At 69.5% G+C, this 21,815-nt stretch carries 20 protein-coding genes; 15 read left to right on the forward strand and 5 right to left on the reverse strand.

Going from position 1 to position 21,815, the window contains the following annotated elements; all coding sequences use genetic code 11:
- Window positions 1-14: 14 nt before the first annotated feature.
- On the reverse strand, window positions 15-1,427 hold the full coding sequence (gene yczR / locus ACX80F_RS10815; protein WP_459336392.1) for a MocR-like transcription factor YczR: 1,413 nt from the start codon (window positions 1,425-1,427) through the stop codon (window positions 15-17).
- A 61-nt stretch (window positions 1,428-1,488) separates the two neighbouring features.
- On the opposite strand from yczR, the gene yczE reads away from it, so the two are divergent.
- Both yczE and ACX80F_RS10825 read left to right on the forward strand, forming a co-directional pair.
- On the forward strand, window positions 1,489-2,121 hold the full coding sequence (gene yczE, locus ACX80F_RS10820; RefSeq protein ID WP_459336393.1) for a membrane protein YczE: 633 nt from the start codon (window positions 1,489-1,491) through the stop codon (window positions 2,119-2,121).
- Entirely contained in the window at window positions 2,118-2,981 is an 864-nt protein-coding gene (locus tag ACX80F_RS10825) for an MBL fold metallo-hydrolase (protein ID WP_459336394.1), read from the forward strand. The genes yczE and ACX80F_RS10825 overlap by 4 nt, the downstream gene beginning before the upstream one ends.
- Before the next feature lie 13 nt (window positions 2,982-2,994).
- Here ACX80F_RS10825 and ACX80F_RS10830 read toward each other — a convergent pair whose 3' ends face one another.
- Window positions 2,995-4,263 carry an FAD-binding protein gene (locus ACX80F_RS10830; protein WP_459336395.1) on the reverse strand — a complete coding sequence of 423 codons (1,269 nt, stop codon included), beginning with the start codon at window positions 4,261-4,263 and terminating at the stop codon, window positions 2,995-2,997.
- Window positions 4,264-4,406: 143 nt separating this feature from the next.
- On the opposite strand from ACX80F_RS10830, the gene ACX80F_RS10835 reads away from it, so the two are divergent.
- From ACX80F_RS10835 to ACX80F_RS10885, 11 genes are all read left to right on the forward strand, one after another.
- Window positions 4,407-5,423: a LacI family DNA-binding transcriptional regulator gene (locus tag ACX80F_RS10835; protein ID WP_459336396.1), complete on the forward strand. Its 1,017-nt coding sequence runs from the start codon at window positions 4,407-4,409 to the stop codon at window positions 5,421-5,423.
- Window positions 5,424-5,702: 279 nt separating this feature from the next.
- Window positions 5,703-7,049, forward strand: coding sequence for an ABC transporter substrate-binding protein (locus ACX80F_RS10840; protein WP_459336397.1), 1,347 nt, complete (start codon window positions 5,703-5,705; stop codon window positions 7,047-7,049).
- 101 nt (window positions 7,050-7,150) lie between these two features.
- A complete protein-coding gene (locus ACX80F_RS10845) occupies window positions 7,151-8,101 on the forward strand; it encodes a carbohydrate ABC transporter permease (protein WP_459336398.1) in 951 nt (316 codons plus the stop codon).
- A gap of 3 nt (window positions 8,102-8,104) precedes the next feature.
- Window positions 8,105-9,034: a carbohydrate ABC transporter permease gene (locus ACX80F_RS10850; RefSeq protein WP_459336399.1), complete on the forward strand. Its 930-nt coding sequence runs from the start codon at window positions 8,105-8,107 to the stop codon at window positions 9,032-9,034.
- A gap of 45 nt (window positions 9,035-9,079) precedes the next feature.
- Window positions 9,080-10,591: an arabinosylfuranosidase ArfA gene (gene arfA / locus ACX80F_RS10855; RefSeq protein WP_459336400.1), complete on the forward strand. Its 1,512-nt coding sequence runs from the start codon at window positions 9,080-9,082 to the stop codon at window positions 10,589-10,591.
- Window positions 10,588-11,496 (forward strand): aldose 1-epimerase family protein, encoded by a 909-nt coding sequence (locus ACX80F_RS10860; RefSeq protein WP_459336401.1) that lies wholly within the window; start codon window positions 10,588-10,590, stop codon window positions 11,494-11,496. The genes arfA and ACX80F_RS10860 overlap by 4 nt, the downstream gene beginning before the upstream one ends.
- Window positions 11,497-12,313: 817 nt before the next feature.
- On the forward strand, window positions 12,314-12,721 hold the full coding sequence (locus ACX80F_RS10865) for a DUF1801 domain-containing protein (RefSeq protein ID WP_459336402.1): 408 nt from the start codon (window positions 12,314-12,316) through the stop codon (window positions 12,719-12,721).
- Between the two features lie 81 nt (window positions 12,722-12,802).
- The gene (locus ACX80F_RS10870; RefSeq protein ID WP_459336403.1) at window positions 12,803-13,276 is read left to right on the forward strand and encodes a fluoride efflux transporter FluC; all 474 of its coding nucleotides are present in this window, start codon (window positions 12,803-12,805) and stop codon (window positions 13,274-13,276) included.
- The gene (gene crcB / locus ACX80F_RS10875; protein WP_459336404.1) at window positions 13,273-13,653 is read left to right on the forward strand and encodes a fluoride efflux transporter CrcB; all 381 of its coding nucleotides are present in this window, start codon (window positions 13,273-13,275) and stop codon (window positions 13,651-13,653) included. The genes ACX80F_RS10870 and crcB overlap by 4 nt, the downstream gene beginning before the upstream one ends.
- A 9-nt stretch (window positions 13,654-13,662) precedes the next feature.
- Complete coding sequence (locus ACX80F_RS10880) at window positions 13,663-14,136, forward strand: VOC family protein (RefSeq protein ID WP_459336405.1); 474 nt, start codon at window positions 13,663-13,665, stop codon at window positions 14,134-14,136.
- A 41-nt stretch (window positions 14,137-14,177) separates the two neighbouring features.
- Window positions 14,178-15,410 carry an MFS transporter gene (locus ACX80F_RS10885; protein WP_459336406.1) on the forward strand — a complete coding sequence of 411 codons (1,233 nt, stop codon included), beginning with the start codon at window positions 14,178-14,180 and terminating at the stop codon, window positions 15,408-15,410.
- Window positions 15,411-15,627: 217 nt separating this feature from the next.
- Here the strand turns inward: ACX80F_RS10885 and ACX80F_RS10890 are convergent, their stop codons facing one another.
- The 3 genes from ACX80F_RS10890 to ACX80F_RS10900 form a co-directional block, all read right to left on the reverse strand.
- Window positions 15,628-16,218: a hypothetical protein gene (locus ACX80F_RS10890; RefSeq protein WP_459336407.1), complete on the reverse strand. Its 591-nt coding sequence runs from the start codon at window positions 16,216-16,218 to the stop codon at window positions 15,628-15,630.
- Window positions 16,219-16,227: 9 nt separating this feature from the next.
- Entirely contained in the window at window positions 16,228-17,376 is a 1,149-nt protein-coding gene (locus ACX80F_RS10895; RefSeq protein ID WP_459336408.1) for a zinc-dependent alcohol dehydrogenase, read from the reverse strand.
- Window positions 17,377-17,482: 106 nt separating this feature from the next.
- On the reverse strand, window positions 17,483-18,394 hold the full coding sequence (locus tag ACX80F_RS10900; RefSeq protein ID WP_459336409.1) for a phosphatase PAP2 family protein: 912 nt from the start codon (window positions 18,392-18,394) through the stop codon (window positions 17,483-17,485).
- A 175-nt stretch (window positions 18,395-18,569) separates the two neighbouring features.
- Between ACX80F_RS10900 and ACX80F_RS10905 the strand changes: the two genes are divergently transcribed.
- Window positions 18,570-19,511, forward strand: coding sequence for an o-succinylbenzoate synthase (locus tag ACX80F_RS10905; RefSeq protein WP_459336486.1), 942 nt, complete (start codon window positions 18,570-18,572; stop codon window positions 19,509-19,511).
- 110 nt (window positions 19,512-19,621) lie between these two features.
- Window positions 19,622-21,784: a PhoX family protein gene (locus tag ACX80F_RS10910; protein WP_459336410.1), complete on the forward strand. Its 2,163-nt coding sequence runs from the start codon at window positions 19,622-19,624 to the stop codon at window positions 21,782-21,784.
- Window positions 21,785-21,815: the final 31 nt, after the last annotated feature.

The raw sequence follows: 21,815 nt of genomic DNA on the forward strand, positions 1-21,815 counted from the left end.
CCGGCCGTTCGGGCCTACACCAGGGCCGGTGCGAAGACGTCCCTGACCGGGGCCCCGGCGTCCACCGACCGCCAGGCCGAGGCGAGGATGTCCACCGCCCGGCGGGTGTCCTCGGGCGGATAGCCGAAGGGGACGCGGAGGAAGCGTTCGAACACCCCGTCCATCCCGAAGCGGGGTCCGGCGCCGAGCAGCAGGCCACGGTCCCGGGCGGCGAGCGCCAGCTGCGAGCTGACGGGCGCTCCCAGATTCACCCACGTGCACAGTCCGCCCTGGACGTGAGGGACATCCCACGCGGGCACGGCCTCGTGGAGGAGTCCCTCGAGGTGGTTCCGGCCCTCGGCCAGCTGCTTCGAGCGGAGGAGCAGCAGTTCGTCGTACGTACCCAGCATCTCGAGGGCGATGAGCTGCTCGAGGATCGGCGTCCCGAGGTCCTGCGCGTACCGGGACTGGACGAGACGATGGATGAGGTCCTCCTCCGCCCGGATCCATCCGATGCGGAGGCCGCCCCACACGGTCTTGCCCATGGACCCGACCAGCACGGCGGGTCCGAAGGCGCCGAGGGGAGGCAGAGGGTCACCGTCGATCCGCAGCTCAGCCATCGTCTCGTCCGCGACGACGACCGTGCTCTGTCGCACTGCCGCAGTCATCAGCCGATCCCGCTGATCGGGGGGCATCACGGCCCCGGTCGGGTTGTGGAAGTCCGGCATGACGTAGGCCAGCGTCGGCCGCCCCCGCCGGAACGCCTGCTCGAGGCCGTCGTCGTCCCAGCCGTCGCGGACATCGACGGAGACCGGCAGGAGTCGCCGGCCTGCAGCGCGCAGGGCCTCGTACGCATGGGGGTAGCTCGGCGCCTCGACGAGCGCCGAGTCGCTGCGTCCGAGCAGTGCGCGGGCCAGGAGTGAGATGGCGTGCTGCGCTCCGAGGGTGACCATGATCTGTCCGGGTGCCGTGGGGACGCCCCGCGCCGCATATCGGTCGGCGAGGGCCTGCCGCAGACGGGGCAGACCGAGCGGGTCGTAGCCGCTGCCGTTCAGGTAGGCGGGCAGCTCCTGCGCAGCTCTTGCGGCGGCCTCGCCGACCTGCGGGGCCGCCGGGAGCGCCGCCTTGCCGAAGTCCAGGACGATGCCGGGCCCGCCGTCGTCGTGCGCCAGGACCTCACGGCCCGGCATGGCGACGACGCTGCCCGAGCCGCGCGTGCTCTCCACGTAGCCGGCCGACCGCAGCCGCGCGTAGGCGGCCGCCACGAGGGTACGGCTGACGCCCAGCTGCGCGGCGAGCTCGCGTTCGGCGGGCAGTCGCGTGCCCAGGGGGATGCGCCCATCGAGGGTGAGCAGCCGGATGCGGTCGGCCAGTGCTCCATAGGCCGGTCCGGCGGTGCGCCACGTCCCGAGTTCGATCGCGAGGCGGCGCGCAGGAAGAACCATCATGAATCCACTCTGGCACGATTGGCATCTTGATGTAAGTCCAATTTCCGGCTCTACTGGGACCATGACGTTCCTCGGTACCCGGCGCTGGTTGCAGCTGCTGATCGGTCTCTTCCTGTACGGTTTCTCGCTCGCCATGATGATCAGGGCCACGCTCGGCGTGTCCCCATGGGACGTCCTCGGGCAGGGCGGATCGCTCCAGACCGGCATCCCGTTCGGGTTCATGACCAACATCATCGGCGCGATCGTGCTGCTGCTGTGGATCCCGCTCCGGCAGCGCCCGGGCGTCGGAACCGTCCTCAACGTCCTGCTCGTGGGACCCAGTGCCGAGATCGGCCTCGCGCTGCTCGGGGAGCCCGGGCAGCTGTGGGCGCGGTTCCTGCTGTTCACCGGGGGACTCGTGCTGCTGGCGGTGGCCACCGGCCTGTACCTCGGTGCCCGCCTGGGGCCGGGGCCGCGCGACGGTCTCATGACGGGGATCCACTCCCGCTTCGGGCTGCCGATCTGGGCAGTCCGGACGGCCATCGAGGGGACGGTGCTGCTGCTCGGATGGCTGCTCGGCGGGACGGTCGGCCTCGGCACCGTCGCCTTCGCCCTGCTCATCGGGCCGATGATCAACGTCGCGCTGCCGGTCTTCCGCATGCCCGAGCGTGCCGGACCTAGACTGGAACTCCTGCCGTCAGAGAGGACTCCATGACCACCGACGTGACCAGCCCCGAGACCGCCGGCCCGTGGCGGGAACTCGGACCGGGCATCTACGTGCTGCGCACCGCGCGTTTCCGGGTGAACGTCGGCCTCGTCGTCGGCTCCGAGCAGGCGCTGGTCGTCGACACGGGCGCGGGACCGCTCGGGGCAGCGGAGGTGTATGCGCACGTGCGGACCGTCACCGGCCTGCCGCTCGTCGTCGTGAACACCCATGCCCACGCGGACCACTTCTTCGGCAACGACTACTTCGCCGCTCACGGCGTCGAGCAGTTCTGGGCCACGTCGCGGTGCAGCGCCGTGCAGGCCGAGAAGGGCGAGGACCAGCGGGTGGAGGTCCTCGCCGTCGAGCCCTCCATGGGTGCGGGTGACGGCGTGCACACCCGGATCCTCCCCGCCAACCGCCTGGTGGAGGGCACGCCGGTCGATCTCGACCTGGGCGGCCAGTCGGTGACGCTGTTCCACCTCGGACTTGGCCACACCGACCACGACCTGCTCGTGGGGGCGGGGAACGTCCTGTTCGCGGGGGGTCTCCTGGAGGAGGGGGCCGATCCGGTCTTCCAGGACTCGTTCCCCGTGGACTGGGTGCGGACGCTCGGCAAGATGGCCGCCCTCGAGGACCTCTACGACGTGTTCGTGCCCGGTCACGGCGAGCCCCTGGCCGTCGAGGACGTGGTGACGCAGATGAACACGATGCGCAGCGCCGTCCGGGTGACCCGGGTGGCCATGGACGAGGCCTCGGTGGACATGACCAAGGCCATCCCCATCCTGCCGTACGGCCCCGAGCAGTCCCGCGCCCTGCTCATCCGGCTGCGCACCCTCGCGCACTGGAAGTGGCTGACGCGCAAGCACTGAGGCCGGTGTCCGCCTAGGTGCCGAAGACCGTGCGGTCCAGGAACGCGTTACGGAACGTCCCGTCGGGGTCCAGGCGGCGGGCGAGGGCCCGGAAGTCGTCGAAGCGTGGGTAGAGCGGCGCCAGCTGAGCGGCGTCCGCCGCGAAGAGCTTGCCCCAGTGCGGCCGGGCTCCGAGGGGGAGCAGAGCCGCCTCGAGCTCCGGCAGCAGGGCTTCCACCGCGGGCTGGTCCGGCTTCCACGTGAAGTGCAGGCCGATCCCGTCCCGGCGGTAGTTGCTGCTGAGCCACAGCCCGTCCGCCGCCATGGAGCGCACCTCCGAGACCAGCAGCAGCGGTGCGATCCTCGGGGCGAGGGCGCGGACCGCCTGGATAGCCTCGACCGCGTGCTCGCGGCCCACGAGGTACTCGGTCTGCAGCTCCTGACCGTTGCTGGGGGTGAATGCGAGGCGGAAGTGGGCCAGCCGGTCCGACCACGGTCCCGGGACGCCGAGCTGCTGCGTGCAGTGGTCGGCGGCCACCCCGGGCACCGGATGGTGGGCACGGTCCGCCGGGGTCCCGCCGTAGAACGCGGACGGCGCGGGGCGGGCGCCGTCGACGCGGCTCTTCAGCCACGCTTGGCCGATGGTGTCTCCCGACCAGTCGGTGAACAGGCTGACGCTGTACGCGGCGGACGTGGCGGCGTCGTAGTCCGCGAGCACCGCGTCCCACGGGACGTCCGTGAACACGTCCTGGCGTACGTCGAAGGAGGGCTCGACCCGCAGGGTCACGCGGTGGAGGACGCCGAGGGCGCCGAGGCCGACGACGGCCCCGTCGAAGTCGTCGTCGCCGGCGGCCAGGGCCAGGACGTCGCCGGTCGCGGTCACGATCTCGAGCCCGACGACGGCGGTGGCGAGGTTGCCGTTCGCGTCCCCTGACCCATGGGTGGCGGTGGCGATGGCGCCCCCGACCGAGATGTGGGGCAGCGAGGCGAGATTGTGCAGAGCGAGGCCACGCCGCTGGAGCTGCGCGGCGAGGACGCCGTACCGCACGCCCGCGGACACCGTGACGGTGAGCGCATCCTCGTCGATGAGCACCCCGGGATCGAGCACGTCGAGGCAGACGAGCGTTCCCGGGCTGTCCGCGATGTCGTTGAAGGAGTGGCGTGAGCCGAGGGCGCGGACGCGGGTGGACCCGGCGACGATTCGCTGGAGGTCGGCGAGGGAGGTGGGGTGTTCGATCATCCGGGCCTGGTACTCGTAGTTGCCCGCCCAGTTGAGCCTGTCCCGCACGTGTTGCTCGAGCATGATGGTCCTTGTCCGGCCGGTGTCGCGGCGCACAGCGCGGCCGCGGCGGCCTGTTCGGAGGTTGTGCCCGCCCATCTTACAACGTTGTAGAATCGCCTCACGCGTGACGTGCAGGGCATCACGAAAGAACTCGAGGGGGCGGCATGGCGGCCACACTGAAGGATGTCGCGCTTGCTGCCGGTGTCTCGATCAAGACCGTCTCCAATGTCATCAACGACTACGAGCACATCCGTGCCGATACCAAGCAGCGGGTCCTGGACGCGATTGCCGACCTCGGCTACAGCCCGAACCTCTCCGCGCGGAGCCTGCGCTCCGGACGGACGGGAGTGATCGGACTCGCCGTCCCCGAACTCTCGCTGAGCTACTTCGCCGAACTGGCCGACTCGACCATCAAGGCGGCGGAACGGCGGGGGGTGAAGGTACTCATCGAGCAGACCGGCGGCGACCGCTCCCGTGAACTCGAGATCCTGTCCAGCCCCCGGCTGCAGATGACGGATGGGCTTCTCTTCAGCCCGCTGGGCATGTCCAACGAGGACGCGGACCATCTGAAGGTCGGATTCCCGCTGGTGTTGCTGGGTGAGCGGATCTTCGGCGGTCCCACCGATCACGTGACCATGAGCAACGTCGATTCTGCACGCGCCGCGACCGAGCATCTGATTGCACGGGGCCGGCGCCGGATCGCCGTCGTCGGCGCGCACGAGGGCGAGGTCATCGGATCCGCAGGCCTGCGCCTGCGCGGCTACCGGCAGGCACTCGGTGCGGCAGGCATCCCGTTCGACCCGGACCTCGTCGCCTACACGACACTGTGGCACCGGGCGAACGGGGCCACGTCGATGCGCGAGCTTCTCGCCTCCGGAGTCGAGTTCGATGGACTGTTCGGCATGAACGACACCCTCGCGCTCGGCGCGATGCGCGCGCTGCAGGAGGCAGGGCGGCGGATCCCCGACGACGTCGCGGTGATCGGCTTCGACGACCTGGATGAGGGCAGGTACTCGCTCCCGACGCTCTCGACGATCGACCCGGGGAGGGACGAGATCGCGGACACCGCGGTGCGGGTGTTGCTGGAGCGCATTTCAGGACGCGACGGCTCTGTTCCGCCCCGTGAGTTCGAGGCGCGGTTCCAGGTCATCGAGCGGGAGTCCTCCGCCTCGTCCCGGTGACGGCGGAAGCTCCCACGACTTTTTCGCCCAGCCTCTTGACAGTGACCAGCGTTACTCTGCATGCTTCTTTACATCGTTTACCTACAACGATGTAAATCACGGAACCGGCACTCTTGCACCCGCCCTCTTCGGGCAGGCACGCAGGAGCACGGACCCGGATCAAGGAAGATTCGAGTGGGCCCGACATCACGCGCTCCGGTGATCCTCCTCCCTGCAGCACCTGGACCGTCCGCCTGGGCGGACCACGGTGGAACACCACCGCGAGAGGAAGCAAGAAATATGAAAGCCACGTTCCTGGCAACGGCCGGCATCGTTGCCGCTACTGCCGTCGCACTGACCGGCTGCTCCGGAGGGAGCGACAGCGGAGGTAGTCCCGAAGCCGCGTCCTGCACCAACACCATCGTCAACGCGGAAGCACCCCAGGTGACGGTCTGGGCCTGGTACCCGGCGTTCGACCAGGTGGTGGATCAGTTCAACAACGCCCACGACGACGTCCAGATCTGCTGGACGAACGCCGGTCAGGGCAACGACGAGTACACCAAGTTCTCGACGTCGATCGAGTCGGGTTCCGGCGCTCCCGACGTCATCCAGCTCGAATCCGAGGTCCTTTCCAGCTTCACGATCCGCGACGCGCTCGTGGACCTGACCGAATACGGCGCCAACGACGTCGAGGCCGACTACGCGGAGGGCGCGTGGGAGGACGCTTCGAGCGGCGACGCCGTGTACGCCATCCCGGTGGACGGCGGACCGATGGGCATGCTGTACCGCCAGGACATCTTCGACGCCGCCGGTATCGAGGTACCGACCACGTGGGAGGAGTTCGAAGCAGCGGCGCGCACGCTCAAGGAATCGGGCAGCGACGCCGTCATCGCGGACTTCCCGACCAACGGACGGGCGTTCAACCAGGCACTGTTCGCGCAGGCCGGTTCCGAGCCCTTCGTGTACGACTCCGCGAACCCGCAGGAGATCGGCATCAAGGTCAACGACGAGGGCGCGAAGAAGGTCCTCGAGTACTGGGACGGACTCGTCAAGGACGGGCTCGTCGCAACGGACGACGCCTTCACCGCCGACTACAACACGAAGCTCGTCGACGGCTCGTACGCCGTGTACCTCGCGGCAGCCTGGGGTCCCGGTTACCTGCAGGGCCTCTCCGACGCCGACCCGGACGCGGTCTGGCGTGCCGCCCCGCTCCCGCAGTGGGATGCGGCGAACCCCGTCCAGGTGAACTGGGGTGGTTCCACCTTCGCCGTGACCGAACAGGCCAAGGACAAGGAGCTGGCGGCCGAGGTGGCCATGGGCATCTTCGGAAACGAGGAGGGCATGAACCTCGGGGTGGACGCGGGAGCACTCTTCCCGTCCTACGCCCCGGTCCTCGAGTCGGACGAGTTCGCCGCCAAGGAGTACGAGTTCTTCGGCGGCCAGCAGATCAACAAGGACGTGTTCCTGGATGCCGCTGCCGGCTACGAGGGAGCCACCTTCAGTCCGTTCCAGAACTACGCGTATGACCAGCTCACCGAGCAGATCTACGCGATGGTGCAGGGCGAGAAGGACGCCGACCAGGCGCTCGACGACCTCCAGGCATCACTCGAGCAGTACGCGACCGAGCAGGGCTTCACCCTCAAGTAGTCACGCGGGAAAGGCGCCCGCGCCCATCGCGGGCGCCTTTCCCCGGTCCGTCCCGGGCCCACCCACCGTGCTATCCACCAGCTTCGAGGAAAGACTCTTTCATGGCCACGACCACCGCGCCGACATCGTCCCACCGCGTCGAGGTACCACCGCAGGGCAAGCACCGCCCGGACCGGAACTACCGGCGCAGGCAACGCTGGGGATGGCTCTTCGTGGCACCCTTCGCCCTCATCTTCCTGACCTTCCTCATCCTGCCGCTGGTCTTCGCTTTCAGGATGAGCCTGTTCACCAACACGCTCGCGAGCGGCACCGACTTCGTGGGCGCCGACAACTACGTGAAGGCGTTCACCGACCCGATCTTCCTCGGCGGACTCGGCACCGTCGCGAAGTTCGCCCTCATCATGATCCCCGCGCAGATGATCGTGGCACTCCTCGCGGCGCTCGTCCTCGACAACCTCGCCACCTGGGCGTCCAAGTTCTCCCGGCTGATGATCTTCGTGCCCTACGCGGTCCCGGTGGTCATCGGAGCACTCATGTGGGGCTTCCTCTACAGCCCCCGTTTCGGTCCGGCGACCGACCTCTTCAACATCCTCGGACTCGCTGCACCCGAGTTCCTGTCGCAGGACAACATCTTCGGCAGCCTCGTCAACATCGTGACGTGGCAGTGGGCCGGCTACTACATGATCATCATCTACGCAGCCCTACGCGGTATCGATCCCGGGATCTACGAGGCCGCCGTGCTCGACGGTGCCTCCGACCGGCAGATCGCCTGGCGCATCAAGATCCCGATGATCTCCTCGTCCCTGGTCATGGTGGTCATCTTCGCCCTGATCGGCACCCTCCAGTTCTTCACCGAACCACAGGTCCTGAGGGGGGTGGCGCAGGGCGCCATCCCGGTGTCCTACACACCGAACATGTACGCGTTCTCGCTGGCCTTCTCCTACAGCCAGTTCAACTACGCGTCCGCGATCTCCTTCGCGCTCGGGATCGTCGTCTTCGTCTTCTCCTTCTTCTTCCTCTTCCTGACCCGCAAGCAGAGCGGACTGAAATAAGCCATGGCACTCGTCACAGACACTGAACAGCACCAGGGCGGTGGGCGTAAGGTCCGCGGTGCTGCATCCCGGAACCGCGCCCGTACCGGCGGCCCCCGCATCGGATCGCACATCTTCCTGCTCATCCTGGTCATCTACTTCATCACGCCCCTCTGGTGGCTGACCGTCGCGAGCACCAAGGACACCGCCGGACTGTTCGGCGGGAGCGGCGGCCCGCTCTGGTTCGACAGCGAGTTCCACTTCTTCAGCAACATCCAGGGCCTGTTCGAGCGGCAGGACGGTATCTACTGGCGCTGGCTCGGCAACTCCTTCCTGTACGCGATCTCGGGAGGGGTGGGAGCGACCATCCTCGCGGTCCTCGCGGGATACGGGTTCGCCAAGTACAGATTCCGCGGACGCAGTGCCTTCTTCGGGGTCCTGCTCGGCGCGGTCATGGTGCCGCTGACCGCCCTGGTCATCCCGACCTTCGTCCTGCTGAGCTCGGTCGATCTCGTGAACACCATCTGGGCGGTCATCCTGCCATCGCTCCTCAGCCCCTTCGGCGTCTACCTCATGCGGGTCTTCGCCCAGGAGGCCGTGCCGGACGAACTGCTCGACGCTGCCCGGATCGACGGCGCCGGTGAGCTCCGCACCTTCTTCCAGATCGCGCTGCCGCTGCTGCGGCCGGCCATCGTCACGGTGCTCCTGCTCTCCGTCGTCGGGACCTGGAACAACTTCTTCCTGCCCCTGGCGGTCCTCACCGACCCGCTCCTGCTGCCGGTCACGGTGGGCCTCAACGGCTGGCAGGCACTCTCCAACGCCGGAAGCGGCGGCGAGGCCCTGTGGAACCTGATCACCACGGGTGCCTTCATCTCGATCATCCCGCTGATCATCGCGTTCCTCTCCCTCCAGAAGTACTGGCAGGGCGGACTGTCGCTCGGCTCGCTCAAGTAGTCCACACCGCCCGCACTCCACGTCACCCGAACAGAAAGCAGTTCGATGCAGAACGCTCGCCTCACGCTCGACCCCTCCTTCACGGTCGGCCGGATCAACCGCAACATCTTCGGCGGATTCGTCGAACACCTCGGTCGCCACGTCTACGACGGCATCTACGAGCCCGGACATGCCACGGCCGACGACGAGGGTTTCCGCCAGGACGTGATCGACCTCGTGAAGGAGATGGGAGTCTCCACCATCCGCTACCCCGGAGGGAACTTCGTCTCCGGTTTCCGCTGGGAGGACAGCGTGGGGCCACGTGAGGAGCGCCCCACGCGCCTGGACCTCGCCTGGCACTCGACCGAGACCAACCAGGTGGGCATGCACGAGTTCGCCTCCTGGCTCCAGAAGGTCGGTAGCGACCTGATGCTCGCGGTGAACCTCGGCACCCGCGGCACGCTCGAGGCCCTCGATCTCCTCGAGTACTCGAACCTCCCCAAGGGCACCGCCCTGGCCGACCAGCGCATGGCGAACGGTCGGCCCGATCCCTTCGACGTGAAGATCTGGTGCCTCGGCAACGAGATGGACGGCCCCTGGCAGCTCGGCCATCGCTCGGCGGAGGACTACGGGAAGATCGCCTCACGGACGGCGAAGGCCATGCGGCAGCTCGACCCCTCGATCGAGCTCGTGGCCTGCGGCTCCTCCAGTGCCCACATGCCCACTTTCGGCGAGTGGGAGCGCGTGGTCCTCTCGCACACCTACGACGACGTCGACTACATCTCCTGCCACGCCTACTACGAGGAGAAGAACGGCGACCTCGGTTCGTTCCTGGCTTCTGCCGTCGACATGGACCATTTCATCGAGTCCGTCGTCGCGACAGCCGACCACGTCAAGGCTGTCCGCGGCAGCTCGAAGACCATCAACATCTCGTTCGACGAATGGAATGTCTGGTACATCAGCCGCTTCGAAAACGTCGACAAGATCCAGGGCCTCGACAACTGGCCCGTGGCACCGCGCCTGCTCGAGGACTGCTACTCGGTGGCGGACGCCGTCGTTTTCGGCAACCTCATGATCTCGCTCCTGAAGCACGCCGATCGCGTCACCTCGGCGTCGCTCGCGCAGCTCGTGAACGTGATCGCGCCCATCATGACGGAACCGAACGGACCAGCCTGGCGCCAGACCACGTTCTTCCCCTTCGCCATCACCTCCACGCTGGCGCAGGGCTCGGTGCTCGAACTCAAGCTCGACGCCGGCACCTACGAGACCGGCGAGTACGGCGAGGTGTCGCTCGTCGATGCCGTGGCCACGCACGACGATGCCACAGGCGCTGCAGCCGTGTTCCTCGTCAACCGCTCGCAGACCGAGGAGATCACCGTAACCATCGACATCGCGGCGCTCAGCGGTTTCAGTTCGGTGGATGCACAGTCCCTGTACGATACGGACGTGTATGCGAAGAACACCCTCGAGGAGCCGGAGCGCGTGACCATGAAGCCCAACACCTCGGCGACGCTCGACGGCGGCGCCGTCACCGTCACGCTGCCCCCTGTGTCATGGACGGCCCTGAGTCTCGTATGACCTCCCCCGACTACAGGATCGAGGGTGGCGGCTATTCGGCCGTCGTCCTCGGTCTCGGTGCCGCCGTCCGGGAACTCACCCATGAGGGCCGGCCCCTGGTCGTCGGCTTCGGAGCCGACGAGGAGATGCCCAACTTCCGGGGCGCCTTCGTGGCCCCGTGGCCCAACCGCATCGCCGACGGCCGTTACTCGTTCGACGGCTCCTCCTACGAACTGCCGATCAACGAACCCGAACGCGCGACGGCGCTCCACGGGCTCGTGTTCGACGTCCCCTGGACCCTCGTGGAGCACACAGCCTCCGCGGTGACGCTCACGTGCGTCATCGCGCCGACGGACGCCTATCCCTTCGAGGTCTCGCTCGAGGCGCGGTTCAGCGTCGGTGCCGAGGGCTTCCGCACGGACGTCACGGCGGTCAACACCGGGAACCGGCGCGCCCCCTACGGCGTCTGCCCCCACCCGTACCTCGTGGCAGGGCCGTCGCCGCTGAACGAATGGGTGCTCGAACTCCCCGCCGCCACGGTCCTGACCGTCACGCCCGACAGGCTGCTGCCCGTGGCGAAGGAACACGTCGCCGGGACGCCGTCCGACTTCCGGACCGCTCACGCGCTCGGCGACGTCCAGATAGACCACGCGTTCACCGACGTGGCGCGCGACGACGCCGGCCGAGCCACGGTGCGGGTCACCGACCCGGTCCACGGCACCGGGACTGCGATGGAGTGGGACGAAAGCTGCCCGTGGGTCCAGATCCACACGGCGGATCTGCCGCTGAAACCGGAGAGCACGCGGCTCGGGCTCGCCGTCGAACCCATGACCTGCCCGCCCGATGCCTTCAACACCGGCGAGGACCTGATCGTCCTGGAGCCGGGGGAGACGCACCGGACCGGCTGGACCATCTCGGCCCTGTAGCCCGGCCCGCCCCTGCCGCCGGGAGGACAGAAAAGGCCGCCCGCGCTCCCCGGTCATGGTCTTTTCGTGTCCTCTCGGCCTGACGGAGGCCTCTGGTCCCGCCCGGCGATGCGGCGTCCGTGCTGCCGGTCAGCCAGGTGGAGGGGTACTGGCCCCGGCCCAGGAGCAGGTCCTAGCGTGGGGGCGTCGGCTCCGGTCCCGGTTCCGGTGCGGGCGTCGGGGGTGCGACGCCGGCCGGCAGGACAGGGTCCGAGGACCGCGACGCAGGCTCCGACCCTGCGCCGGAGGAGGGCGCCGTCGGGGCGGGGGACATCCGGACCGACCGGGCGGGTTCGCCGGCGGCCCGCCGGTGTTGCTCGCGATCACGACGGCGATCACCACGGCGAGTGCCAGCGCGACGGTGAGAACGATCATGGCCGATCGCCGTCGTACGGGCACAGCCGGTGCCGGCGTCATGGTTCCTCCCGGGACGGCGGCAGTCGTTCCCCGCGCCACCGTCACGCCCATAATCGGCCGTGGCCGGGAGGAGCGGCAGGGGCTTTGGTCCGGCTGTTCCCCCACGGCACCCGCCGACGCGTTGATCGAGGGAGCGGCCCTGCCCGAGGCTTCACGTCGTGCAGCCCGCAGGCGTGGGCCGCCGCCTCCGCTGTCCCGATCGCCCAGGCCCTCGGCGCTACGGGCGGCGAGGGTGGGCGCTGGACGGTACCAGTAAGGACGACGACCGGTTCACCCCGCCGCTGCACGAACTCCGGGTGGTGTCCCCACCTCTCGCCTGAAGGCCCTTCCGACCGTTTCCTCCCGCTGCCACACTGTCCCCATGGCCGGAACCTCCGACACCCGCATCGACGACTACATCGCGGGGCTGCCCGCCTGGCAGCAGGAGATCTGCAGCATCGTGCGGCGCGTGGTGCACGATGCCGATCCAGAGGTCGAGGAGACGATCAAGCGCACCCGTCAGCCCTACTTCGTGCTCCGCGGCAACGTGTGCGCTCTTCTCGCCACCAAGGACCACGTCAACGTCTTCCTCTACGACGGCGGCCTGGCCCCCGATCCGCACGGCATCATCACCGGTGGCCACGGGAACGCGACCGGGCGGACGATCGCCGTCTACGAGGACCGTCCCGTGGACGAGGACGCCCTGCGAGAGATCTTCCGCGCCGTCATCGCGGACAACCGCAACGGCGGTTGGCGCAGCATCACCAAGCGTGCCAACCTAGGCGGATGAGCCCGCTCCAGGACACCCCGACCACCACCGGCCCGGTGCCGGTTCCGCGGCCCCGAACCCTGAACGTCCTTCCCCGGCACATTGCCTGATCCGCAGGGACGGCGCCGTCCCTCACCGAGGGAGACGCCGCCGCACTGGCGGCCCGGGTATCTCGGCCTGGTGTTCCTGGGCGGCATGGGCGGGACCCTCGCGCGTTTCGGGCTGTCCGAACTCCTGCCGACCCCGTCGGGCCTGCCGTTCGGGATCTTCCTGATCAACCTCTCCGGGGCCTTCGCCCTCGGTCTGCTCCTCGAAGCACTGGCGCGCAGGGGCCCCGACGCCGGCCGGCGCCGGGCGCTGCGGCTCCTCCTCGGGACCGGTTTCCTCGGTGGCTTCACCACCTACAGCGCACTCGCCGTCGACTCCGCGGTGCTCGTGGGTGGCGGGAGGGTTGCCGAGGGCCTGGGCTACCTCGCGCTGACCGTCGTCGTCGGGCTCGGGGCGACGGCCCTCGGGATCGCGGCGGGACACCTGGTCCACCGACGGTCGCAGGGCGTCCGGGGAGGACGGGCGTGAACCTCGCACTGGTCCTCGCGCTGGGCGCTGCGGGCGGGCTGGGCGCGGTAGCGCGCTTCGTGCTCGACGGCGTCATCCGCGCGCCGCTCCCGGGCGTGGTCCCCATAGGGACCATGACCGTCAACATCAGCGGCTCCTTCCTGCTCGGTCTGCTCACCGCGCTGGGCATGGCCAGCGTGCTCCCCCCGGAGTGGATACTGGTCTGCGGCGTCGGTTTCCTCGGGGCCTACACCACCTTCAGTACGGCGAGCAGCGAGACGGTGCGCCTGCTCCAGGCAGGACGCGTCGGTGCCGCCCTGCTCTCGGGAGCGGGCACCGCGCTGGCCGCGCTCGCGGCGGCTGCCCTGGGCCTGTCCGCCGGGCTGCTGCTCGCCTAGGCTGCAGCCATGAATGATCCGACCGGTTCCGAATCGCCCGTGCCACCTGCGTCGCCCGTCCGTCAGCTGCGGCTCGTCGTCGAGACCGAGGACTACGACGCCGCCGTCGTGTTCTACCGCGACGTCCTCGGCCTGCCCGAGGAGGCGGCGTTCCAGGGCGGCGACGGTGCCCTGGTGACGATCCTCGACGCCGGCAGGGCGACCCTCGAGCTCGCCAATCCCGCCCAGAAGCGCCTCATCGACGCCGTCGAAGCGGGCGGTCGGCCCAGCCCGCGGATCCGTGTGGCCCTCGAGGTGGACGATGCCGTGGCCGCGACCGAGCGGGCCCGGAACGGTGGCGCACGGGTCATCGCTGATCCGGTCGAGACGCCGTGGCGCTCGCTCAACGCGCGGCTGGACGGTCCGGCGGGGCTCCAGCTGACCCTCTTCGAGGAGCTCGGGCCGGTCGGCGGGGCCGGCACCTCCGACACCGTCGGGGAGTAACGCGGGCCTACGTCCCTGGGTCCGCGGACTAGGCTGGACGGGTGCCCCGGGAAACCTTCGACCTCCGTGCGATCGCCGTCGGCGCGTACGGCCCGTCGCTGCTGTACGGGGTCGCCACCGGAGCCATCCTGCCGGTCATCGCGCTGACCGCCCGCGACCTCGGCGCGGACGTGGCGACGGCGGCACTGGTCATCACGCTCTCGGGCATCGGCTCACTCGTCACGAACGTCCCGGCCACGCTCATCGCCACGCGCTTCGGTGAACGGAAGGCGCTGGTGGGAGCGGCGCTCTGGTGCGCGGCGGCCATGTTCCTCGCGCTCGCGGCCCCCACCCTGCCCGTCTTCGCCGCCGCCGTCTTCATGGTGGGCATGGCAGGCGCCGTGTTCGGGCTCGCGCGCCAGAGCTACCTCACCGAGGCCGTCCCCGCCCACTTCCGCGCCCGGGCCCTGTCCACGCTCGGGGGTGTCACCCGTATCGGGGTCTTCGCCGGGCCGTTCGCGGCCGCCCTGGCCATGAGCGCCGTCGGGCTCGACGGCGCCTACTGGGTGGGCGGGATGGCGAGCCTCGCCGCGGCGGCCCTGAGCTGGCAGGTCCCCGAGCTCGACGCACCGGGGCGGATCGCCACGACGGCCCGGACCCCGGTCGAGGCCGCGCTCACAGCTCCGCCCACGGTGCGCTCCATGGTGCGCAGCCACGCCCGGATCTTCCTCACCGTCGGGATCGGGGTCCTGCTGATCGCGGCGGTGCGGGCCACACGGCAGGCCGTCCTGCCGCTGTGGGCCGAGAACATCGGCCTGGACGCCTCCGCCACGGCCCTGATCTACGGACTGTCGGGCGCGATCGACATGCTGATCTTCTACCCGTCCGGCAAGATCATGGACGTCCGGGGCCGCCGCTGGATCGCGGTCCCGTGCATGCTCATCATGGGCATCGCCCTCACGCTCCTGCCCCTCACCGGCGACGCGACGGGCCTGCTCCTGGTAGCGCTGCTCATCGGGTTCGGTAACGGCATCGGTTCGGGGATCGTCATGACGCTCGGGGCGGACTTCTCGCCGTCGCCCGGCCGTCCGCAGTTCCTCGGCATCTGGCGCCTGCTCACGGACGTCGGGACCATGACCGGTCCCGGGTTGCTCGCCCTCGTGACCGCACTCGCCACCCTGTCCGCCGGTATCTGGGCGACCGCGGTCCTCGGCTTCCTCGGGGCAGGGGTGCTCTGGTACTGGATCCCGCGGGCAGCGCCGGGATCGGCCGAACCGGCGCCGTCGCGGGGCTGACGGACTCTCCTGCGTCGTCAGGGGACCGTTCCGTCCAGTGAGCGGGAGCATCGGTGCACAGCATCCGGCTCGGGGACTGTTCCGCCCAGCGAGTGGGAGCGTCGGGTGGGCATGTGCGGTCATGCCCAGTCGAGGCCGCCCGTGACCGGGCTGGATGACGGTATCGGGAGCGCGCAGTGCTCCGAGTTCGACACACGGACCTCGACGCCCCCCGGCGTCAGCGGGCCCTGCGGACGACCGCCCGCACCACCACGATCGCCCCCGCCGCGGCCGCCATCCACGGTCCTGCGACGACGACCGGATCCAGCCAGAGATGATTCACGTCCGCCCGCCGCTTGCCCACACGCGAGGCGATACCGTGGCGGCGCCCCTCCGCGAGGACACCCGTCTCGGTGATCGGATTGTCGGGCCGCAACGACGCGAAGGATCCCAGGTGCGCTCCCCAGGCGTCCACACGGTCGCCGGCCAGAAGGATGAGCCAGTGTGCGGCACGTCCCTCGCCGTAGCGGTAGGCGTATCGGCGGATGCTTCCCGACACACCGTGCAGCGGCGCGCTCGTCCCGAAGACGGGCGTCAACTGCCCGTGCTCGATCGACCGCTCCCGCCCCTCACGATCCTGCTGCTCCTCGGGGTAGTCCCAGTGGGCTCCCGTGCCGGCCGGATCGAACACCTCGCGCGGGTAGGAGGGCCGATCCTTGGGGTCGAGATCCACGCCCCAGCCCGGGATCCTCGCCCGGAGCGCCTCGGGGCTCGGGACGTCCTTCGGCTTGTTCGCGACGTAGGGGGTGGGCGGAGTAGGTGATGTCATGGTGGCCTCCTAGCTGGGGTCCGCGATGATGAGCGGCTTGATGCACCCGTCGAGTTTCGCCGAGAACATGTGGTATCCCTCGGCGATGTGCTCCAGGGGGATCCGGTGGGTGACGATGTCGCTGGGCTTCAGGTAACCGTTGCGGATGTGGTCGAACAGGCGCGGCCACTGGCGCTTCACCGGTGTCTGGTTCATACGCAGTGTGAGGCCCTTGTTGAGCGCGTCCCCGAACTTCACGGCGCTGAAGATCGGTCCGTATGCCCCGACGACGGACACAGTGCCTCCCTTGCGTACGGAGTCGATGGCCCAGTTGAGGGCCACGGGGGAGCCGCCCTGCAGCTTCAGCTTGGTCCCGGTCACCTGCTGGAGGAAGCTGCCGTCCGCTTCCGCCCCGACCGCATCGATCACGACATCTGCCCCGAGGTAGTCGGTGGTCTTCTTCATCTCCACGATGATGTCGTCGTACTCCGCGAAGTTGAAGGTCTCGGCCTGCGCGAAGACCCGGGCCTTCTCGAGGCGGTATTCCAGGTGATCGATGACGATGACCCGCCCGGCCCCCATCAGCCACGCCGACTTGGCCGCGAACAGTCCCACGGGGCCGGCGCCGAAGACCACCACGGTGTCGCCTTCGACGATGTCGCCGAGCTGCGCACCGAAATAGCCGGTGGACAGGGCATCGGTGAGCAGGACCGCGTCCTCGCTGTCCATCCAGTCGGGAATGACCGTCGGTCCGACGTCGGCGAAGGGCACCCGCACGAACTCGGCCTGGCCGCCGTCGTATCCGCCGCACGTATGGGAGTAGCCGTAGATGCCGCCCACGGCCGTCGCGTTCGGGTTCACATTGTGACAGTTCGAATAGAGGCCCCGGGCACAGAAGTAACAGGACCCGCAGTACACGTTGAAGGGCACCATCACGCGGTCCCCGCGCTTCAGGTTCCGGACCGAGGACCCGACCTCCTCGACGACTCCGATGAACTCGTGGCCGAACGTCGTGCCCACACGGGTGTCCGGCATGAGCCCGTGATACAGGTGCAGGTCGGACCCGCAGATCGCGGCCGTGGTCACCCGGATGACGGCGTCGTTCGGGTGCTCGATCGTCGGCATCGGCTTCTCCTCGACCCGGATCTTGTAGGGGCCGCGGTACACCATGGCTCTCATCGATAGTCTCCCTCGTCGCTGGTCCGGTCAGCGTTACACCCTGCCCGCAGCAGGGCAACGTCCGGGGGAGGCACGGCGCGCGACGTGCGCGGCGACGGCGGAGGTGCTAGCTGCGCGGGGCAGCGGCGACGCGGGCCTGCGCGGAGAAGAGCCACCCGGCGGCGGCCGCGAGGGTGAAGCCGACGCCGATGATCCAGGTCAGGCCCCACCAGAAGAACAGCGGGATGTTCGCCGTGCCGGGCTCGGGAGCCGGCCCGATGGCCAGGACGGAGAGATAGAGCAGCAGGGAGAGTGCCAGGGCGCCGATCCCGAACACCCAGCACGCTGCCAGCCAGCCGCGCCAGGACGCCCAGTGCGCGTTGTAGCCACGCCAGTTGTTCCAGTGGTCGCCGGTCCGCATGATGATGAGGCCGCCGATGAGCGTCCACGTGCCGACGGCGAGCAACGCAGCGACGACGTCCGCCGGGCGATGCCAGAGGTTGATGAACGTGGCCGCGCCGGCGAGGACGGAGTAGGCCCCGCCGGCGGCAGCGGCGAACGGCCGCCAGCGCGGCGTCACGATGATGAACACCGCAGCCGCGGCCGAGGCCGCGAGCGTTGTATGCCCTGAGGGTAATGAATTGAAGGCGAGGGTCTCGACGCCGCGGTCCGGGCGGTCGAACACGAAGTTCTTGAGCAGTTGCGTGGTCAGGTTCGCGGCGAAGATGACGCCGACAGCGATGACTGCGGCTGCGACCCGGCGACGGACCACGGCCACGAACAGGATCGCGGCGGCCGCGACGACCACCGAGACGAGCGGCAGGGTGTCGAGGAAGCGCAGGAACGGGAGCTGGGTATCAGGCGCGGCGATATCGGCCTCGCGCCAGGCCGACTCGTCCGCGAACTGCCCTCTGGTGGTTCGCACGAACGCCCAATAGGTCCAGCCGAGCGCCGAGGCGCAGAAGACTGCAGCCAGCACGAACAGCAGCGGGGAGCGTGCTGCCCGGGCCGATCCGGTCGGGGTTCGCTGGGACGTCATCCCGTCCATCGTTCCACACGATCCTGCGTGCCTCCCCACCGTTCCGTGACCTTCGCTGTGGTCGTGGCTCCCGTAGCCTGAGGGCGTGCGAACCTCGGACCATCCCCAGCCGGACGCCCTCACCCTCCCGACCCTCGAGGAGGTGTCTGCCTCGGCGAGGATCGTCTCCGTGCCCATGCGCGTGAAGTTCCGTGGAGTCCTCGTCCGTGAGGCCCTGCTGGTCCGGGGGCCCTCCGGTTGGGGCGAGTTCTGCCCGTTCCTGGAGTACGACGACGCGGAATCCGCGCCCTGGCTCGCGGGCGCCCTCGAAGCGGCCTGGGACGGCTTCCCTGCGCCGGTTCGGTCCACGGTCCCGGTGAACGCGACGGTCCCGGCCGTCGGGGCCGCCGACGTCGAGGGCGTGCTGTCCCGCTTCGGTGACATCCACGCGGTCAAGGTGAAGGTGGCCGAGCGGGGCCAGTCGCTGGCGGAGGACGTCGCGCGGGTCGCCGAGGTGCGGCGCCTCCTTCCCGACGCCGGCATCAAGGTCGATGCCAACGGGGGCTGGACGGTCGAGGAGGCCCTCCGGGCCCTCGACGCGCTCGCCCGGTTCGAGCTGCAGTACGTCGAGCAGCCCGTGGCGGACATCCCTGGCCTCCGAGCCGTCCGGCTCGAACTGCGCCGGCGGGGCGAGCCGGTCCTCGTGGCCGCCGACGAGAGCGTACGCCGCCAGGACGACCCGGTGCGGGTGGCCCGCGAGGACGCCGCCGACCTCCTCGTCATCAAGGCGCCACCGCTCGGCGGCGTCCGGCGGGCGCTGGACGTCATCGGCCGTGCCGGGCTGCCCGCCGTCGTCAGTTCCGCCCTCGATACGTCGGTGGGCATCCGCGCCGGTGTGGCCCTCGCCGCCGCGCTCCCTTCACTGCCGTACGCGTGCGGACTCGCGACCGTCTCGCTCATGGCCGGCGACGTCGCCGAGGCCTCCCTCGTCCCCGAGCGCGGGTACCTTCCTGTGCGCGACGTCGAGGTCTCGGAGGACCTGCTGGAGCGCCACGCGGCCGATGATGGACGGCGGCGCTGGTGGCTGGACCGGCTGGGGCGCTGCCACGGGGTGCTCGCCGCGGGCCGGCAGCGCTGATGCGTGTTCCGGTCCCGTTCACCGGCGGTTCACCGGCGGGCACCGCGGCTGTTCAGCTGCCCTCGGCAGGGTGAGGTGGAACACTGTCCATCCTGTCGAGAGGTACCCCCATGACTGACACCGCGCGCCGCCTGCTGCCCATGCTCGGCCACACCAAGGGAAAGCGCAGCGCCGTCACGTGCGCCCTGAAGTGTGACAATGCCTGTGCCGACGCGGTCTGCAACACCTCGGGCAACAACTACTTCCGCGACATCGTCTCGCGTGAGTTCTCACGCCGCAGCGCCCTCGGCGCCGGAGCGGCAGGCGCGCTGACGCTCCTCGTCGCGGGCCAGACCGGCGCGGGTTCGGCGCAGGCCGCCCCCGGCGGCGCCAGGGCGAACGCGCTGGCCTTCAACGCCATCGCGCCCGTGGACGCGCTGGTCGACGACATGACCGTGCCGCAGGGCTACGGCTGGAAGCCCGTCATCCGGTGGGGCGATCCGCTCTTCCGCACCTCACCGGACTTCGACGCGAACAACCAGACCGCCGCCGCGCAGGCGCTGCAGTTCGGATACAACTGCGACTACACCGACGTCCTCGAGATCGCAGGGAGCAAGGGCCGCCGTGCGGTGCTGTTCGCCAACCACGAGTACACGAACGAGAACATCATGGTGCCCCCGACGACGCCCGCGGCGGAGGTCCGTGGTATCGGCAAGGCGGCCCACGGGTTGTCCGTCGTCGAACTCGAGCGCAAGAACAGGAACAAGCCGTGGTCCTACGTCCAGGGCGCCCCGCTCAACCGCCGCTACCTGACCACCACCCCCTACGAGGTGACCGGCCCGGCCGCCGGGTCGGACCTGCTGAAGACCAAGGACGACCCGGCCGGCCGCACCATCCTCGGCACCCTCGGCAACTGCGCCGGTGGCACCACGCCATGGGGCACCATCCTCTCCGGCGAGGAGAACTTCAACGGCTACTTCGTGGCTGCCGGCACCAGCGACGGCGACCGCCGTTACGGCATCACCAGCAAGCCGACGGCGCGCGGGTGGGAGGTCGACGAGCCACGCTGGGACACCCGCACCGCAGGCTACGAGAACGAGAAGCACCGCTTCGGCTACATCGTGGAGGTCGACCCGTTCGACCCCACGTCGACGCCGAGGAAGCACTCCGCGCTGGGACGTTTCAAGCACGAGGGTGCGAACGTGACCGTCGCCGCCGACGGGCGCGTCGTGGCCTACATGGGCGACGACGAGCGCTTCGACTACCTGTACAAGTTCGTGTCCACGAAGAAGGTCCAGCCGGGCACCAGCCCTGCTGCGCGCAAGGCCAACATGACCCTGCTGAGCGAGGGCTCACTGTACGTCGCCCGCTTCCAGGGCAACTCCGTGGCCGAGATCAACGGAACCGGCGCGCTCCCGTCCGACGGCGCGTTCGACGGCGTGGGCGAGTGGCTGCCGCTGCTCATCGACAACCGGTCCGTGGTCGCGGGCATGACCGCCGCCGAGGTGTCCGTCTTCACGCGGATCGCCGCGGACAAGATGGGTCCGACGAAGATGGACCGGTGCGAGGACGTCGAGCCCAACCCGCGGACCGGCAAGGTGTACGTGGCGTGCACCAACAACACGAACCGCGGCGTCGGTACCAGAGCCGTCGCGGACGAGGCGAACCCCCGCACCGCGAATCGCGACGGGCACGTCGTCGAGCTCACGGAGGCCGGCGGCAACGCCACCGGCACGCGCTTCACGTGGAACCTGCTGCTGGTCTGCGGTGATCCGGCCCGGAACCCCACCACCTACTTCGCCGGCTACCCGACCGAGAAGGTCTCCCCGATCTCCTGCCCCGACAACGTGGCCTTCGATTCGGCGGGCAACCTGTGGATCTCGACGGACGGTCAGCCGAGCGCCATCGGCTTCGCAGATGGCCTGTTCAAGGTGGGACTCGAAGGCACGGAGCGCGGCCGGGTGCAGCAGTTCCTCGCCGTCCCCCGGGACGCCGAGACGTGCGGCCCCATCATCCACGACCAGGACGGCACCGTGTTCGTCGCGGTGCAGCACCCCGGCGAAGACGGCAGCTGGGAGGCGCAGGCGTCGCTCTTCCCCGACTACGTGCCCCTGGGCGGCAGCCCCCGCAAGGGCGACGCCGCGCTGCCGCGCCCGTCGGTCGTCCAGGTCTACAAGGCGTCCGAGGGTCGCCGCGACGAGGACCACTCGGGCCGTGGGCGCGGACGGCAGCCCGGCAAGCCGCGCCCCAAGGGCAACCCGAACGAGACCCGGGGCGGCCGTGACGCCAAGTAGGCACTGACACCCCGACGCTGACGCGGCCCCA

The organism is Arthrobacter sp. TMS2-4 (genome assembly GCF_054511075.1).